Origin of the sequence: Pseudomonas sp. Z4-20 (assembly GCF_051131955.1) — a bacterium.
GTDB classification, from domain to species: domain Bacteria; phylum Pseudomonadota; class Gammaproteobacteria; order Pseudomonadales; family Pseudomonadaceae; genus Aquipseudomonas; species Aquipseudomonas marvdashtae.
The window spans coordinates 750,846-766,848 of record NZ_CP071641.1 but is presented as its reverse complement, the minus strand read 5'-3'; the positions used below and the strand labels follow the sequence as shown (position 1 = coordinate 766,848).

12 protein-coding genes are annotated in these 16,003 nt (G+C 54.9%); 10 read left to right on the top strand and 2 right to left on the bottom strand.

What is annotated here, in order from left to right:
- Positions 1-291 precede the first annotated feature (291 nt).
- From J3P82_RS03655 to J3P82_RS03610, 10 genes are all read left to right on the top strand, one after another.
- Positions 292-948 carry a DedA family protein gene (locus J3P82_RS03655; RefSeq protein ID WP_434560772.1) on the top strand — a complete coding sequence of 219 codons (657 nt, stop codon included), beginning with the start codon at positions 292-294 and terminating at the stop codon, positions 946-948.
- A 6-nt stretch (positions 949-954) separates the two neighbouring features.
- Entirely contained in the window at positions 955-1,767 is an 813-nt protein-coding gene (locus J3P82_RS03650) for a zinc-dependent peptidase (RefSeq protein ID WP_434560770.1), read from the top strand.
- A gap of 123 nt (positions 1,768-1,890) precedes the next feature.
- Positions 1,891-2,418: an inorganic diphosphatase gene (gene ppa, locus J3P82_RS03645; RefSeq protein ID WP_186641429.1), complete on the top strand. Its 528-nt coding sequence runs from the start codon at positions 1,891-1,893 to the stop codon at positions 2,416-2,418.
- 195 nt (positions 2,419-2,613) lie between these two features.
- Complete coding sequence (locus tag J3P82_RS03640) at positions 2,614-3,345, top strand: LexA family transcriptional regulator (protein WP_434563682.1); 732 nt, start codon at positions 2,614-2,616, stop codon at positions 3,343-3,345.
- 746 nt (positions 3,346-4,091) lie between these two features.
- Complete coding sequence (locus tag J3P82_RS03635; protein ID WP_434563680.1) at positions 4,092-6,233, top strand: sigma-70 family RNA polymerase sigma factor; 2,142 nt, start codon at positions 4,092-4,094, stop codon at positions 6,231-6,233.
- Between the two features lie 40 nt (positions 6,234-6,273).
- Positions 6,274-7,773, top strand: a complete 1,500-nt coding sequence (locus tag J3P82_RS03630) for an ATP-binding protein (RefSeq protein ID WP_434560768.1) — start codon at positions 6,274-6,276, stop codon at positions 7,771-7,773.
- Entirely contained in the window at positions 7,770-10,682 is a 2,913-nt protein-coding gene (locus tag J3P82_RS03625) for a Z1 domain-containing protein (RefSeq protein WP_434560766.1), read from the top strand. The genes J3P82_RS03630 and J3P82_RS03625 overlap by 4 nt, the downstream gene beginning before the upstream one ends.
- Complete coding sequence (locus tag J3P82_RS03620; RefSeq protein ID WP_434560764.1) at positions 10,666-11,679, top strand: PD-(D/E)XK motif protein; 1,014 nt, start codon at positions 10,666-10,668, stop codon at positions 11,677-11,679. Before J3P82_RS03625 ends, J3P82_RS03620 begins: the two co-directional genes overlap by 17 nt.
- Positions 11,676-13,448 (top strand): AIPR family protein, encoded by a 1,773-nt coding sequence (locus J3P82_RS03615; RefSeq protein ID WP_434560762.1) that lies wholly within the window; start codon positions 11,676-11,678, stop codon positions 13,446-13,448. The genes J3P82_RS03620 and J3P82_RS03615 overlap by 4 nt, the downstream gene beginning before the upstream one ends.
- Positions 13,449-13,480: 32 nt before the next feature.
- Positions 13,481-13,906: a very short patch repair endonuclease gene (locus J3P82_RS03610; protein WP_434563678.1), complete on the top strand. Its 426-nt coding sequence runs from the start codon at positions 13,481-13,483 to the stop codon at positions 13,904-13,906.
- Here J3P82_RS03610 and J3P82_RS03605 read toward each other — a convergent pair.
- Positions 13,854-15,443 carry a DNA cytosine methyltransferase gene (locus J3P82_RS03605; protein WP_434560760.1) on the bottom strand — a complete coding sequence of 530 codons (1,590 nt, stop codon included), beginning with the start codon at positions 15,441-15,443 and terminating at the stop codon, positions 13,854-13,856. The two genes, J3P82_RS03610 and J3P82_RS03605, sit on opposite strands and share 53 nt — an antisense overlap.
- A gap of 2 nt (positions 15,444-15,445) precedes the next feature.
- Positions 15,446-15,931 carry a helix-turn-helix domain-containing protein gene (locus tag J3P82_RS03600; protein WP_434560758.1) on the bottom strand — a complete coding sequence of 162 codons (486 nt, stop codon included), beginning with the start codon at positions 15,929-15,931 and terminating at the stop codon, positions 15,446-15,448.
- Between the last annotated feature and the right edge of the window lie 72 nt (positions 15,932-16,003).

Below are 16,003 nucleotides of genomic sequence, written 5' to 3'. Positions count from 1 at the left end.
GCAGCCCCAAAACCTGAGCACCCGGTACACCAGGCTGCCCAAGTTGGCTGCCTTGGGACCGCTTCGCTGTCCAGCGGGAGCAAGCTCCCTCGCCACAAAAGCAGTCCGAGCCGGCGCCTCATCCGGCCATTCCCTCAGAAATCCCCAGCTACAAACTCACCCCGCACGTCCCTCGCCCCGCCGTATAATGCCGCTCTTCCCGGCTTGTAAGAAAAAGCTACACACGCTGTAGTCATACTCAAAGCCAGACCCACCAGCCCGCCGAGCCGGGCCGCCACCAAGGTGTTATGCATGGACTTCAACCCCCTCGACCTCATTCTGCATCTCGACGTCTATCTCGACCTGCTGGTGACCAACTACGGGACCTGGGTCTACGCCATCCTGTTCTTGGTGATCTTTTGTGAAACCGGCCTGGTGGTGATGCCGTTCCTGCCGGGTGATTCCCTGCTCTTCATCGCCGGCGCCGTAGCCGCCGGTGGCGCCATGGACCCGGTGCTGCTGGGCGGCCTATTAATGCTCGCTGCGATCCTCGGCGACAGCACCAACTACATCATCGGCCGCACCGCCGGCGAAAAACTGTTCAGCAACCCCAACTCGAAAATCTTCCGCCGCGACTACCTGCAGCAAACCCACGACTTCTACGCCAAGCACGGCGGCAAAACCGTGACCCTGGCGCGCTTCCTGCCGATCATCCGCACCTTCGCGCCCTTCGTCGCCGGCGTCGGCAAAATGAACTACCTGCGCTTCTTCGGCTTCAGCGTCCTCGGCACCATCCTGTGGGTCGGCGGCTTGGTGACCCTCGGCTACTTCTTTGGCAACGTGCCCTTCATCAAGCAAAACCTGTCGCTGCTGGTGGTCGGCATCATCCTGCTGTCGCTGCTGCCGATGATCATCGGCCTGGTGCGCAGCAAAATGGGCCAGCGCGGCTCGAAAGCCGAAACGCGCTGATCGCCCATGTGGTCGCTGAGCAACTGGCGTCGCCGACGCATTCTCGCCAAACACCCCGTTGCCGAAGAAACCTGGCAGCGGGTGCGTCATCAGTTGAGCTTTCTCGACGGCATCAGCGTTGAAGAAGACCAATGGCTGCGGGAAGCCTGCGTGCTGTTCCTGCATGACAAGCACCTCACCGCCCTGCCCGGCGTCGAACTGCACCAGGAGCAACGCCTGCTGCTCGCCGCCCAGGCCCAATTGCCGCTGATGCACCTCGGCGAACTGAACTGGTACCAGGGCTTCCACGAAATCGTCCTCTACCCCGACGACTTCCTCAGCCCCCAGCGCTACCGCGACGCCAGCGGCATCGAACACGAGTGGGACGGAGAACACAGCGGCGAAGCCTGGCCGCAAGGCCCGATCATCCTGGCCTGGGACGGCGTGCTCGCCAGCGGCGGCTGGGAAGGCTACAACCTGGTGATCCACGAGCTGGCGCACAAACTCGACATGCTCAACGGCGACGCCAACGGCCTGCCACCGCTGCACGCCGACATGCGCGTCGGCGACTGGGCCGAGGCCATGCAGCACGCCTTCGACGACCTCGACCGCCAACTCGACCAGAACCCCGACGCAGAAACCCTCATCGACCCCTACGCCGCGGAAAACCCGGCGGAGTTCTTCGCCGTCACCAGCGAATACTTCTTCAGCGCCCCGGACCTGCTGCACCAGGCCTATCCGGCAGTGTATGAACAGCTCAAAGCGTTCTACCGCCAGGACCCATTGGCCCGGCTGCGGCAACTTCAGGCCGAAGATCCGGTCTATCAGGCGTCATACTAAGGTCTCTAGGGCAAAGCCTAAGACCCTGGTAGCGTGGCAACAGCGGCGGAATATGCCTATAATCGCCGCCACTTTTTGGTCAATCCGACCAGTCATTTGGTCAACTAACGGGGGCACCGCCCAATGAGCTACAGCAAGATTCCGGCTGGCAAAGACCTGCCGAACGACATCTACGTCGCGATCGAAATCCCGGCCAACCACGCCCCGATCAAATACGAAATCGACAAAGACAGCGATTGCCTGTTCGTTGACCGTTTCATGGCCACCCCCATGTTCTACCCGGCCAACTACGGTTACATCCCCAACACCCTGGCCGACGACGGCGACCCCCTCGACGTGCTGGTCGTGACCCCTTACCCGGTTGCCCCAGGCTCGGTCATCCGCGCCCGTCCGGTCGGCATCCTGAACATGACCGACGACGGCGGCGGCGATTCCAAAGTCATCGCCGTACCGCACGACAAACTGTCGCAACTGTACGTCGACGTGAAGGAATACACCGACCTGCCGCCACTGCTGATCCAGCAGATCGAACACTTCTTCGCGAACTACAAAGATCTCGAAAAAGGCAAGTGGGTCAAGATCGAAGGCTGGGCCGGCGCAGACGCCGCCCGCGAAGCGATCACCCAGTCGGTTGCCGCCTACAAAGGCTAAGACCGAACTAAAAAAGAACCCCGGCTCGCACCGGGGTTTTTTTATGCTTTCAGGGAAGTTAATACAACTTCGTATTAGCAGCGTTTAAATGCGTTTAACGCGCCAGTTTCGATTCCTGCAAACGGAAAGATCATCTTATAAATTTGCACGACATGTTTATTGCTCAAAACCCAGTCGCCCCTAAACTTTCCGTTTATGAAAATACTTTCCAGTGGCGATCGCTTCAGAGCCCTTCTCAAAGAAGCCAACATCCGATCCGCCGACTTCGCGAAGTTGTACGGCGTGAAATCGCAGCACGTGAACAACTGGTTCAACCGTGGCATTCCCCCGGGACGCATCTACAGCATCGCCGGCCTGCTGACCGTCAGCCCGCAGTGGCTCGCCACCGGCGAAGGCCCACAAACCCCGCTCGGCCTCGGCCCCGGCATCACCTATGAAGCCGCCGAAAACGACGGCGTCTACAGCGTGCAAGAATCCACGGACATCGAACTGCCTTTCTATAAGGAAGTCCCCATCGCCCCCGGCGAAAGCAAAACCCACGTCACCGAAATCCCCGACCAATCCATCCGCCTCCCACGCAGCCACCTAGAGTCCCTGGAAATCGACCCCAGCGACGCCATCTGCACCACCATGGTCGGCGACAGCATGGCCGAACGCATCGAAGACGGTTCCACCCTCGCCATCGACCGCGGCCTGACCCAAATTGTCGACGGCCAGATCTACGCGCTTGAGCATGATGGGATGCTGCGGATCAAATACCTCCACAGAATCCCCGGCAACCGACTGCGCCTGCGCAGCCACAACAGCGCTGCATATCCCGACGAAGTCTTCAGCGCCGAACAAATCGACGCGCAACACATCCACGTGATCGGCTGGGTGTTCTGGTGGTCCACCCTCAACAAACAGAGACCGCCGGTCTCCGATTGATTCCGGCATCACCGCAGCTCCCCGTGGCGAGGGAGCTTGCTCCCGCTGGGCTGCGCAGCAGCCCCCTGCTTTTCCCCCTGAATCATCGATAACCCAATGATTCCACACCACTTACCACTGGGATTCCAAAGCAAACCCGCGTATCCTCCGCCCCACATTTGCGAGCCCACGCCTCGCACCGACAAGGCAGATCACTTTCTGACCAAGTCCCACAGCCGGCCGCAAGAGCCGGATGTACGTTTTGAAGGCTGGTAAGGTTTGTCAAAAACGAGCTGAATCAGTCAACGAGAAGCCGGCCATAAGCCGGCTTTTTAATGTCTGGTGGAAAGCCTTTCCCTCTACTGCGAATTGAATAGTTCTATCAGCAGTACTGACCTTTCCCCCTGTTGGGCAACGTATCAAATCGACTAATGGCCATTTGACCTTTACGGAATTATTACGAATGGATATTGTGCAGACAGTCGTCGCAACATGCAGAAAAAAGCGAAAAGCATAGACACATGAAGCGTTGACCTCAGCAGAGGAACGCTGTGACCCATTCCCACTGTGCTGGGATATTTTCACGCCTATCATGAGGGTAGGCATCACTCTCGTGTCACATAGGACTGGAATATGGACAAGAAGTCTTTCCCTATCCGAGGTATATGTAGCAAGTTCATTTCAGTGATCATTGCTCGGGGACGCTTTTTCGTGATGGATTTACGTGAGTGTGTAACACCGTGGTAACCCTGAATCCTTTGCTGCGAATGGCGACGATTGCGGGCGTTGAAGTTGCTGTCAAACTCCACATTACACGGGGCGACGACTTAAACGCCCGGGACAGCGGAGGTTCCACCCCTCTGATGCTCGCCTCTGCCCGACGAAAAAAAGGTGTCGTACGTCTGCTTCTCGCCGCTGGAGCAAACCCACAACTACTCGACTCCGAAGGCAAGGGAGCCCTAGCCTACGCGGAAAAAGGCGGGTGTTCTGAATGCCTCGCGCTGCTACTCCAAGCTCTAGACACGTTCAATCAAGAGAGACCTGAGGAAGCATCACCTCTACCGGATGAGTTGCCGCTGTCCAGCACAACGGAACCGCCCCTTTTCAACGCGGAGGGACATTTCTCCGTTGAGCCTGTGTCAACCATCGAGGTCGAGGAGCACTCAGACTTCGTTGATATCGACAGCGAGCCTCTTGATTCAGGATTTGAAAGTGACTGGGTAGTGGAGTCGGAGGCAATTGCCCCGCGTGGGGACGAGACCGTTGCTCAAGGAGTCGGTGAGCTTCAAGACGTGATCGGTCGGCATAAAGCGATCGATACAGATACGGGCTGGGACGATATAGAGCTGTTCCTTCCAGAAAGGGCACTTCCGCTGCCACGCGACGACGATGGCGACGGAATTCGTGATTTTTTGTTCAGCGCCCTGCGCGAGGGGAAGGTATTTGAAGCCGCTCTTGTCGAAGTTTGTCGAAAGGATGACACCACCCGCAACAAAGAGTTTGAGCGTCTGCTGACCTTCGTTTTAGGCGATCTAGGCGTGGTAATCCACGAACGGGAAGATTTAGAAGCCTATCAGCCGCACTACAGTGAGCCTACTGTTGAAGAAGTGCTAATACTGAATGAGGCTTTGGAGTTTACAAAAGACCTCGCCTCATTTCGTAACGACCCGCTGAGACACTACGTTAAAGGAATCAAGGCGAACCTACTCCAAGCTGAAGAGGAAATTTCCTTGGGGCGAGAGATTGAGGAGGCAAGAGCGCAAGCCTTGGACGCTCTCTCTCGCTGGCCTGCCGGCCTTGCGGTCGTCTTCGAGGGCGCAGACAAGGTAGCTAGGGGAGAAGAGGAATATGAGAAATTTAGTTCCGGACCCGAGCTAGCAGGAGAGGGTGAAACGAATACCAGTGATATTTCGTACGATGACAGGGCCGAGAAAGAGGACGAGCTCGATCCAGACGCGGCGGCTTTTGTGTCGGCAATATCTGAGGCGCGATCTGCGGGCAATGACTCAACCAGGGTCTGTGCCGCTCTTTCAACGGCCAGTCTCTTTAGAGGTTTCCTGCTCGATCTTTCGAGAAAGGCTGATGGCGATGTGGCAGGAGCTGCCTTCTCCTCCGCGATTCGAAGTCAGGAAGCTGCACGTGAACGGATGATCCTGTCCAACCTCCGCTTAGTACTATCTATCGCGAAGAAATTTCAATGGTCGGAAATTTCTTTTGAAGATCTCGTACAGGAAGGAAATATCGGACTTATTAAGGCAGTCGAACGTTTCGACTGGCGTAGAGGCTTTAGATTTTCCACTTATGCAACGTGGTGGATTCGTCAGCAGATTTCGCGTGGAATTGCAGACAAGGGCAGAGCAATCCGTGTTCCGACACACATGCACCAATTGGCGTGGAAAACCCTCCGTGAGCGGGACGAGTTTGAGGATGAGATAGGACGTCCTGAAACCATACGCGAAACAGCACAACGAACGGGGATAGCTCTCGAAAAACTCAAACTCCTTTTTAGCTCCTGCGAGAAAATAAGCAGTTTGGATGAACCCTTTGCCGACTCTGATGCATCTCTGCTCGACACCCTGCCAGAGGATGAGCCGTCGGATCCGGCGATTGCAGCAGAAGTCGCTTCCCTACGCACAATCTTGCTCGACATGATTGACCAACTCGATAAGCGCTCGGCGGAGGTCATTGTCCTCCGTTTTGGCTTAGGCCAAGAAGAGGCTATGACTCTAGAGGAGGTGGGGCTCCGATTTAACGTCACCCGTGAACGGATTCGACAAATAGAAGCGAAAGCGCTTACCAAGCTTTCCAACCCGTTCAGAAAGGAAAAACTTGTTCTCTACATGGGCGATCACTTCAAAATTAAACAGCTCAACTCTCAAGTGATACAGCTTGAGGAAGCGGAATGTTAAGTGTTCGCCCCACCATCTTTTCCAAGGCTGCCTAATTCAAATGAGCGAACGTACCCGATATGCACCGCCTCGAGCTGGCGCAATGCTGGAAGCCCTACGTGGCCTTGGATACTCGACTGCAGCTGCTTTGGCGGACGTGATTGATAACGGGATTTCCGCCGGAGCATCGGTGATTCATGTGAAATTCGACTGGGATGGTGAGAAGAGCCGGATTTCTATCTTGGACGATGGTAGAGGCATGGACGACGCAGAATTAGAGACGGCAATGACTCTTGGCGCCAAGAGCCCTCTCGATGAGCGTTCGCCTAGTGACCTCGGTCGTTTTGGTATGGGTTTAAAAACAGCATCCTTCTCCCAATGCCGCTGCCTCACTGTCGCGTCCAGACGAATTAGCGGCCCAGTTTCTTGCCTGCGCTGGGATCTCGATGCCATTGCTGAATCTCCAGATGACGGCTGGAGAATGTTCGAGGGCCCAACTCGTGGCTCCGAAGATTTCATTAAGCCGGCCGATACGCTCCGTTCTGGAACACTTGTCCTTTGGGAGCGGTTGGATCGAATAGTTACATCAGGGTATAACCTTAATCACTTTTCTGACTTGGTCGATGACATTGAGTTGCGTCTGGCAATGGTTTTTCATCGACTGCTAGAAGGTCTTAACCCGGTTTTTCGGTTATTCATCAACGACAAGTTAGTAAGCCCGTGGGACCCTTTTATGACAGGCCACCCTGCGAAGCCTTGGCATTCCCCAGTGGCACAAATTCTCACACCGTCTGGGCTTATTGAAGCCCAATGTCATGTCCTGCCACACAAAGATCGGCTTTCCGAAGAAGAGTACCGTAAAACAGGAGGACCAGAGGGGTGGACATCTCAGCAGGGCTTTTATGTATATAGGAACCATCGCTTACTTCTCGCAGGTGGATGGCTCGGACTCGGACATGGACGTGCGTGGAATCGAGAGGAGCCTCAACGGCTCGCGAGAATCAGGCTAGACATTCCAAATACCGCCGACTCCAGTTGGAAAATTGATGTTAAGAAGTCGACCGCCCGGCCTCCGGTAACCGTGCGCCCTTGGCTCACGAAACTGGCTGAGGATACGAGAGAGAGGGCCAGGAGAGTCTTTGCTTTTCGTGGCACACCGATGCCAGGCCCGGGAGGCCTCAAAATTGAGCAACAAGCATGGCGTGTCGAGAGGCTCAAGGGCGGTGTGCGCTACCGCATCGACGAGGGACATCCGGCAGTGGCTGCGGTAATCGAAGCAGTTAGCGACAGAGCCAACCTTGTTCGGGCGATGCTGCGGGTCGTCGAAGAAACGGTACCTGTCCAGCGAATCTGGCTCGACACAGCCGAAAATAGGGAAACGCCACGAACCGGCTTTGAGGGTGAGCCCAATGCAGCTGTGATCGAAGTTGCAAGCGTACTATTTAATGATTTGATCGAGCGCAAGGGGCTGAGCATCGAGGAAGCTCGCAAGGCGATGCTCCGGACTGAGCCATTTCAAAACTACCCAACGCTGGTTGCAAAATTAGGGGAGAACCAATGATCTCAGCGGAAGAGACCGCAGCACAAACCGAGCTGCTGGAAAATGTTATAGCAACCGCACAGCGGCTGATAAAGGCCGAGAAAGATAAGTCCAAGATCACCCCTACCTATATTGCCGAGAGGGTCCAACTTGCGACAGCAATGTTCGCTGGCGACTCTCCGCATACCGTAGATCAGGGTAAGGCAGTCGTCATACTGATCCAGCGTTTCAGCCACTGGATCGGTAAATCGACCACTCTCAAAGACAACGCAGGCCATTTCGACTGGCTTACCGCTGCTCGCAAGCGCGATTGGCACTACTGGAGGCGCTACCGGGACTTCTTGGAATCCAAGCTTTCCGATACGGTCGTTGAAGGACTTGATGAGGCCACCGACGATATCCTCGGCCTGTTGGAGGACCCACAACGGGGCGATGACTGGGACCGCCGTGGACTTGTTGTCGGACATGTGCAGTCTGGCAAAACCAGCAACTACTCAGGGCTGATCTGCAAGGCAGCGGACGCGGGCTATAAAATCATCATCGTGCTCGCTGGAATGCACAATAACCTACGCTCGCAGACCCAGATGCGGTTAGAAGAAAGCTTCTTGGGTTACGAGACGACCATCGACCGCGACCCAGGCATGCCCATAGGCGTGGCCGAGTTCGGCGAAGACCTGAAGACCAACTCTGCGACCACGCGCGCGGAGAACGGCGATTTCAGCAAAGCCATCGCCAAACACTTCCACGGCATCTCACCCGAAGAACGGCCTTGGCTCTTCGTGGTTAAGAAGCAGAAGACTGTCCTAACCGCCCTGCTAGATTGGATTCAAAAGCGCGTGGCCGACAGCACCGACGCAGGCGACGGACGCAAGCTCGTGACGAAACTGCCCTTGCTTATGATCGACGACGAGGCGGACAACGCTTCCGTCGACACGGGTGAACAGATGTTCAACGACGACGACACGCCAGACGAGGAACATCAGCCCAAGACCATTAACAGCCTTATCCGCCAAGTGCTACATGCTTTCACACGTAAGGCCTATGTCGGTTACACCGCTACGCCCTTCGCCAACATCTTCATTCATCACAAGGGCGCGACGGCCAAAGAAGGACCAGACCTTTTCCCCAAGTCCTTCATCATTAACTTGGCCGCTCCTTCCAACTATGTGGGCCCCGCCCGCATGTTTGGCAAGATGACTAAGGAGGGACGCAAGGGCGCACTCCCCCTCTCGCGGAACATCACGGACCATTACGATCCCGAGAAGGACTCTGGGTGGATGCCCCCCAAACATAAGAAGACACACGTTCCGACCTACAATGGACAAGAGATCATTCCGCCCTCACTGCACGAGGCAATATGCGCTTTCGTCTTGGCCTGCGCGGTCCGAGAGCTGCGCGGTCAGGAGGATCAGCATAGCTCCATGCTAGTCCACGTCACCCGCTATGTAGACGTACAAAACCATGTTCGCAAGCAGATCGAGGAGACCGTTCGCCGCATGCGCCAGAAGATCTCTCGGGGCATCGGCGACAAGGAGCTCCTAGATCAATTGCGCAAGCTTTGGGAAGAAGATTTCCTTCCCATTCGCGACCAAGTCGCGGAGCTCTCGCCGGCCGAGGAATGTCCGCCAATCATGCCGAGCTGGGACGATATTCTTGCCGTTTTGCCCGACATACTGGATGACATCGAGATTCGTTCGATCAACGGAACGGCCAAGGATGCGCTCGACTATGCAACACCTGGTGCGGCACTCAAGGTGATCGCTGTCGGCGGGGATAAACTTGCCCGAGGCCTGACGCTAGAGGGGCTCTGTGCGAGCTACTTCGTGCGCACGACGAAGATGTATGACACGCTCATGCAAATGGGCCGTTGGTTCGGCTACCGCCCTGGCTACCTTGACTTGTGTCGCCTCTACACGTCTCCCGATCTGGTGAAGTGGTTCGGCCACATTGCCGACGCCTCGGAGGAGTTGCGGGAGGAATTTGACTTCATGGCCGAAGCTAAGCTGACGCCGGAGCAATACGGGCTTAAGGTGATGTCGCATGAGGTGCTCACCGTCACATCGCCCTTGAAAATGCGTAACGCGCAGACACTATCACTAACTTACAGCGGCACCCGACCGCAGACCATTCTTTTCCATCGTGACGCCAAGATCCAGCAGCAAAATCTTGATGCAACCGACGCGTTAATCAGGTCGCTCGGCAGTACATGGGAAGAGTCGCCAAAACATACTCGCGACGGAGATCCAGACTCTTGGCCAAATGCGCGCCTCTGGAAGAACGTGGACGTGTCCGAGGTGCTCGCATTCCTCGACGCGTATGCGACCCATCCGAACGCCACCAGCGCCAAGGCCCCCGTGCTGTCGGAATTTATCGCCAAGATGGTCGATACCGGGCAATTGACAAAGTGGAGCGTCGCATTGCTCGCCGGCGGTACCGGCGAGGGTGAAGCGCATGTCTTCCCTGGAGGCGCTCCATCAAATAAATATGCGATTCGCAAGACCGAGGACTCTGTCGATCTCGAGAAGACGGACTCCAAGAAATTTGCTATCGGAGTGCTCACGGACCCGAAAGACGAAGGTATCGACCTCAGCGACGACGTTTGGCGCGAGGCATTGACCCTTACTCGCGCAGCATGGAAACCTGATCCAGCGCGAGATCGGAACTCTCCGCCGAATTTTCCTAGTGGCAAAGGCATCCGCGAAACCCGTAAAAATCTCGGAGGGGACGCCGACTGCGGATTACTGTTGCTCTACCCGCTAACTCCCTACTTCTATAGAGACAGGACGACGCCTGAACGACTCATTGTCCCCGGATGGGGCAAGCCCATCATGGCCTTCGCCATAGCATTCCCCAGCAGCAACAACCCGATCAGCGTGGAATACGAAGTCAACCTCCTCTATTGGAAACAAGAATATGGCCCGTCCGAGTGAAGAATTCCTGCTGGCTTGGTCGTCATTGTCAGGTAATGACTCCATGACGGGGTGGCAGCTTATTTCCCTCCCTCCTGCTGGCTCAGTCGAAGTGCAGGTGGGACGACGCTCGCCGATGAACGCTGAGGCAATATTGTTCTGCTTTCCGACTGCCAAGCTGGCTCGCACCGAGAAATTGCCCGAGGGGCAAGGCTTCTTGGTAGAGAAAGCAGATCCAACAAATGATGGGTTACTCAGGTTAGCGATTACTCGCCAAGCAGCTGGAAGCGCTGAGCTTTTCACCACAATGGTCTGCGATGTAGTCGGCGCCATAGACGATGTCGCCATCACCGGCGCCGCCGAAACCAAGCTGTTGCGGGTTTTGATTGGACGAGTAGTCGCTTGGCAGCACTTCATGTCGCGTGGTGCCAACGCTCTCAGTCCCGAGGCGGAGCTCGGCCTTGCGGGCGAACTCACCTTCATGACCACCCTCTTGGACTCAGGGATCTCGGCTGAGGAAGTGCTCAGGGGCTGGGTTGGCCCCTACGACGCTCCTCAGGACTTCCTGCTAGGAGACGGGGCAATTGAGGTCAAGGCGACGATGTCCTCGTCTGGCTTCCCGGTTAAAATTGGCTCATTGGAGCAACTGGACGACTCCGTAGCCTCCCCGCTCTATCTTGCGGCCATGCGGTTTTCGCATGGAGGTGGCGGGTTCACCCTTCCCGAGATAGTCGCGGGGGTCGAGCAACGATTAGACGGAGAGCCAGGAGCAGTCAACTCTCTCAGAGAAAGACTAATGGCATCCGGATACTTCGAAGGCCACTCGAACCATTACACCCGAAGATTCGAATCAAAGGAGAGACGGATTTTCTCTGTAACCGAAGGTTTCCCACGACTGACTCCGGGAAGCGTTCCCGCCGGAGTTATGCGAGCTCTCTATGAAATCAATCTGGACCACGCGGGAAACTTCCTCTGGGACCTCGACGCGGCGCTGAAACAACTAGGAGTAACCGGATGACGCTTGATGACTTTTTCGCCGAGACCAGGGGAGAGATAGCGGCCCAGATGAGTGACGGCCCCCCCTTTGCTGAACTCGTTTTCTCCGAAGTAGTGATGCAGCACCTAACTGACGCAGGAATGACTTTCGAGCCAGTTGTTTGCCACTTTCAGGGGAAGGTCGGAAATGCGAATCTGCGCTTGAGTGGCTACGCCATGTCTGAAGACGCTGACCAGCTTGATTTGTTTGTCAGTCTCTACGAAGGCTTTGAAAGCCTGAATCCGATCCCTGATCAAGACGTCAAGACTGCGGCTGCCCAGTGCGTTCGCTTCTTGGAGCTCTGTGCAGCAGGACGCATCGCCGATAAGCTCGATCCGTCAAGTGACGTCCATTCCCTTGCGCTAACGATTCGGGAGATTTACGACGGGCTTGAACAGGTTCGAGTCTATGTACTCACAGACGGCATAGCCAAGTCGAAGAGTTTCAAAGCCCGAGACGTTGGCGGAAAGTACGTGAAACTCGAAGTCATGGACATTGAGCGGCTATTTCGTCACCGCTCCGAGGGTAAACCTCGTGATGAGCTTGTCGTCGATTTCAATGAGGTATCTGGCTCCCCACTCCCATGCGTTTTTGTTCCTGGTGAAACAGGGGACTATGACTATGCTCTCACCGCTATTCCGGGTGAGGCCCTTCGATTTATTTATGAAAAATTTGGTCCTCGCCTACTTGAAGCCAATGTACGTTCATTCTTAAGTGTAAAGGCTAAGGGGGTAAACGCGGGACTCCAGAACACTCTCCGGAATGCCCCGGAAAGATTCATGGCTTACAATAACGGAATTGTATTAGTTGCTGATGAGATGCGACTTGATCGCACCGCAGATGGGTCGCCAGGCATCGTTTGGTTGCGAGGCATGCAAATCGTTAATGGTGGCCAAACTACCGCATCCATCTTTTTCGCCAAAAAAAAATACGCAGATACGGATTTAAGCAAAGTTCGAGTTCCGGCCAAAATAATCATTATGAAAGAAGATGACCCGGCAAAAGAGGAGGCTCTTGTTTCCGATATCTCGCGTTATGCCAATAGTCAGAATGCTGTGCGCCAATCAGACTTATCGGCCAATAAACCGTTTCATGTTGACATCGAGCGGCTGTCGCTTTCTGTCTATTGCCCCGACGGTATTGGTCGATGGTTCTATGAGAGAGCCGCAGGTAGTTACAACACTCTTCTTGCCCGTGACGGTGTGACCCCCGCCAAGCTCCGCGCACTGAAGGAGTCCGTACCAACATCTAGAAAGATAACCAAAACCGAATTGGCGAAGTACTCGATGGCTTGGGACGGCAAGGCCGACGTTGTCAGTCTTGGTGCACAGAAATGCTTTGATCGATTCATGTCTGGCATGACTGAAATAGAGGCGCAAGGGAAGGGTTTCGCTCCTGATGTTACCTACTTCAAAGCGATTGTCTCAAAAGCACTCCTCTTCAAAGCAGTCCACAAGGCTGCGCGCCCATTGGTACCGGCCTTTCTCGCGAACGTTGCTGCATACACTGTTGCATTGGTTTCTCAATCTTACGGTAACTCCTTTAACCTTGAACGCATCTGGAATAAACAAGGGGTATCTCCACAACTTGTTGAGCAGATCGAAACTTGGGCCCGGGAGATAAATGATCGCCTTCACGAGACTGCAAATGGCAGAATGATCTCCGAATGGGCGAAGCGCCCGGAGTGTAGAGAGGCGATGTTCTCCCGGCCGTTTTCGGCGCCTTCACTCGATATTCCGGAGGCACTTTGACTGATGTAGTCGACGCGCTGGTCCGCAGCCGAATGATGTCGGGAATACGAGGAAAAAACACCAAACCAGAGATACTCGTTCGTCGAGTGCTTTTCAAGGCTGGCTTTCGCTTCAGATTGCATAGGAAAGATCTACCCGGAGTTCCCGACATTGTCCTTCCCAAGTGGAGAGTCGCCCTTTTTGTGCATGGCTGTTTTTGGCACATGCATCAAGGTTGCTCTAATGCAAAACTTCCTTCCACTCGCCCTGAATTCTGGCAGAAAAAGCTTGAAGCTAATGTAGAGAGGGATCGTAGGACGCAGATAGCCCTAGCTGAGGATGGCTGGCGAGTTGTCATTATTTGGGAGTGTCTGACCCGAGATACTCAAGCACTCGAAGCCTTGCCCGATAGACTTTCCGCCTGGATTAGATGCCCTGCGATGCTTGGCGAATTTTCCCTGCCCGATAAGAATCGATGACAGATGAAACGATAGCTGCGATTTTCCGAGCAAGAAGCGGAGGCACAGCATTTCCGATTTGCGTGTACTGCTGTGTTCTATTGCCCTCGAAGAAGTAATTATCAGGGAAGGTCTGCAGTCGTGCAGCTTCTCGAACAGTCAAACTCCGGCACTGACTTGGATCGGGGTGTATGTAGTAATGACCATCTTTGGCTATGTGAGCAACAACAGTCGTCGATGGTCCATCTGCCATTTGAACCCTGAAACGGTCACTAAAGGGTACAGAAGCGGAAGAAACATTCTCGTGAGCCGGTAGGAGTTGCTCAGGGAATTGATGTATTTTCGGAGAGACTCGATACAGCTTTGCAAAGCTCGCTGCAAAAATATACCTATGCAGGTCAGAACGCATATGGCTCCTGGCCTCATGCTGCAGGACTCCCTTTATTCTAGGGTCCAAGAACCATTCACGCTGCTTGGTACTCATCTTTGGAGATAAGAAGCTACAAGGAATGAACCGACTACCGTTAGAGCTCAAACGCCGCGCGTCTTTTGCTGCATCGTGCATGGTATCTATTAGATCGCCTCGGCCTGCTACATAAGGGCGCAAAAGGATAGAACTGGCCTCCTCCAAGGCCGCAAGCCAGTCCTCAAGGGAATCCCCTCCCCTCGAAATTTTACTACGTAGTGGAGGAAGCCCGGACAGCGCCTGCTCTACGGTAAAAGCCGTTTGGCTGGGCTCCAGCACCAGGTTTTTTGAACGCTCCAACAGAGCTGGACACGTTGAAGCGACGTCCGAACGGACACCGAATAGGATGACTCTGTGTCTCGTCTGCGGTAGGCCAAAACGCTCGGCCTGGATGACAAAGTCGTGTGGAGCTAGTTTCTCCACGTCATAGGGAACAACAAAGGAACGGATGCTGTACGACAGATCTCCAGCAGGGGTCGAAAGGTCTTCGAGAATCTGTTGAAAGATGTGAGAACCACCATGCTTCGAGGACAAGATCCCTTTTACGTTTTCCATAACGAAGATCGTTGGGCGAAACTCGCGAATAATCCGGAGGTACTCCTTGTAGAGGAAGTGCTTCTCGTCACTCTCAAACTCCTCTTGGCTCTCGCGGGTCCGCCGGGCGCGACCTGCGACAGAGTATGCTTGGCACGGTGGACCGCCAATGAGAACCCACTCATTTGCGCCAGCCAGAGCTTCCCTGATCCAATGGTCGACGTCCTCAGGAGAATCCTTACCAAGCTCGGCGAGCTTTGCTTCTTGTGAAGCTTTCACAGCTTCCGCAGGAACGTCCGGGTGCTTGAACAGCTCCTCGCGAGTGATCTCACCTCTAATATATTGATAGTAAGCCTCAGGTACTTCGCCCTTTGGAAACGCGCGGAACAACGCCCGGAGTGAAAGGGTTGCGTGGGCAACCGGATCCTTTTCAATAGAAACACGGAGATTGAATTTGCGTGTTCCCTGTCCATGACCGCTGATGGAAGAGAATCCTTCCCCGAGTCCGCCCGGCCCCGCGAAGAGGTCGATGACCGGGATTGATTCCTTGAAATTCATTATTAGTCGATACGCCTAAGGCGAAAGTAAAAAAGCGCAATATTGCGCTCAAGAGGACGCAGCCCCCAAGAGACGCGCTTAATGAGCGGGAGATGGTACCGGTTCGCCAAGTAGCGAGCAAGAAATGAGGGAGCCGAGGCGGTCGCCGATATTTGGCCGTATTGGTCCATACTGCTCTGTAGGAGTGCACCGGATTTATATGAGAGTCTTCCGAGAAACGACCACGACTCGCTCGCCCCGGAACGCTGCTCGGCCAGGATGTCCTCAACCGTGCGTTCATGACCTGCCTTCACCAGTTTCAAGTCGTATCCGGCCGCTTCCAATAACCGGACAAGGGCCGAGACGCTCATATCCCCTTTAGCCATTGTTTCCATACGCGCCACCGTTGAACGTGAGACGCCAGCTCGACTGGCCAAGGCTTCCTGGCTCAAATGGGCCTCACCTCGAGCCTGTTTCAGCATTTCGGCCACATCAAACAGGGTGGTCATTTGTAGCCCTCGAGCATCAAACATCTATATTTTTATGATTGCTGTAGCCCTGGGGACACAACGTTACGTGTT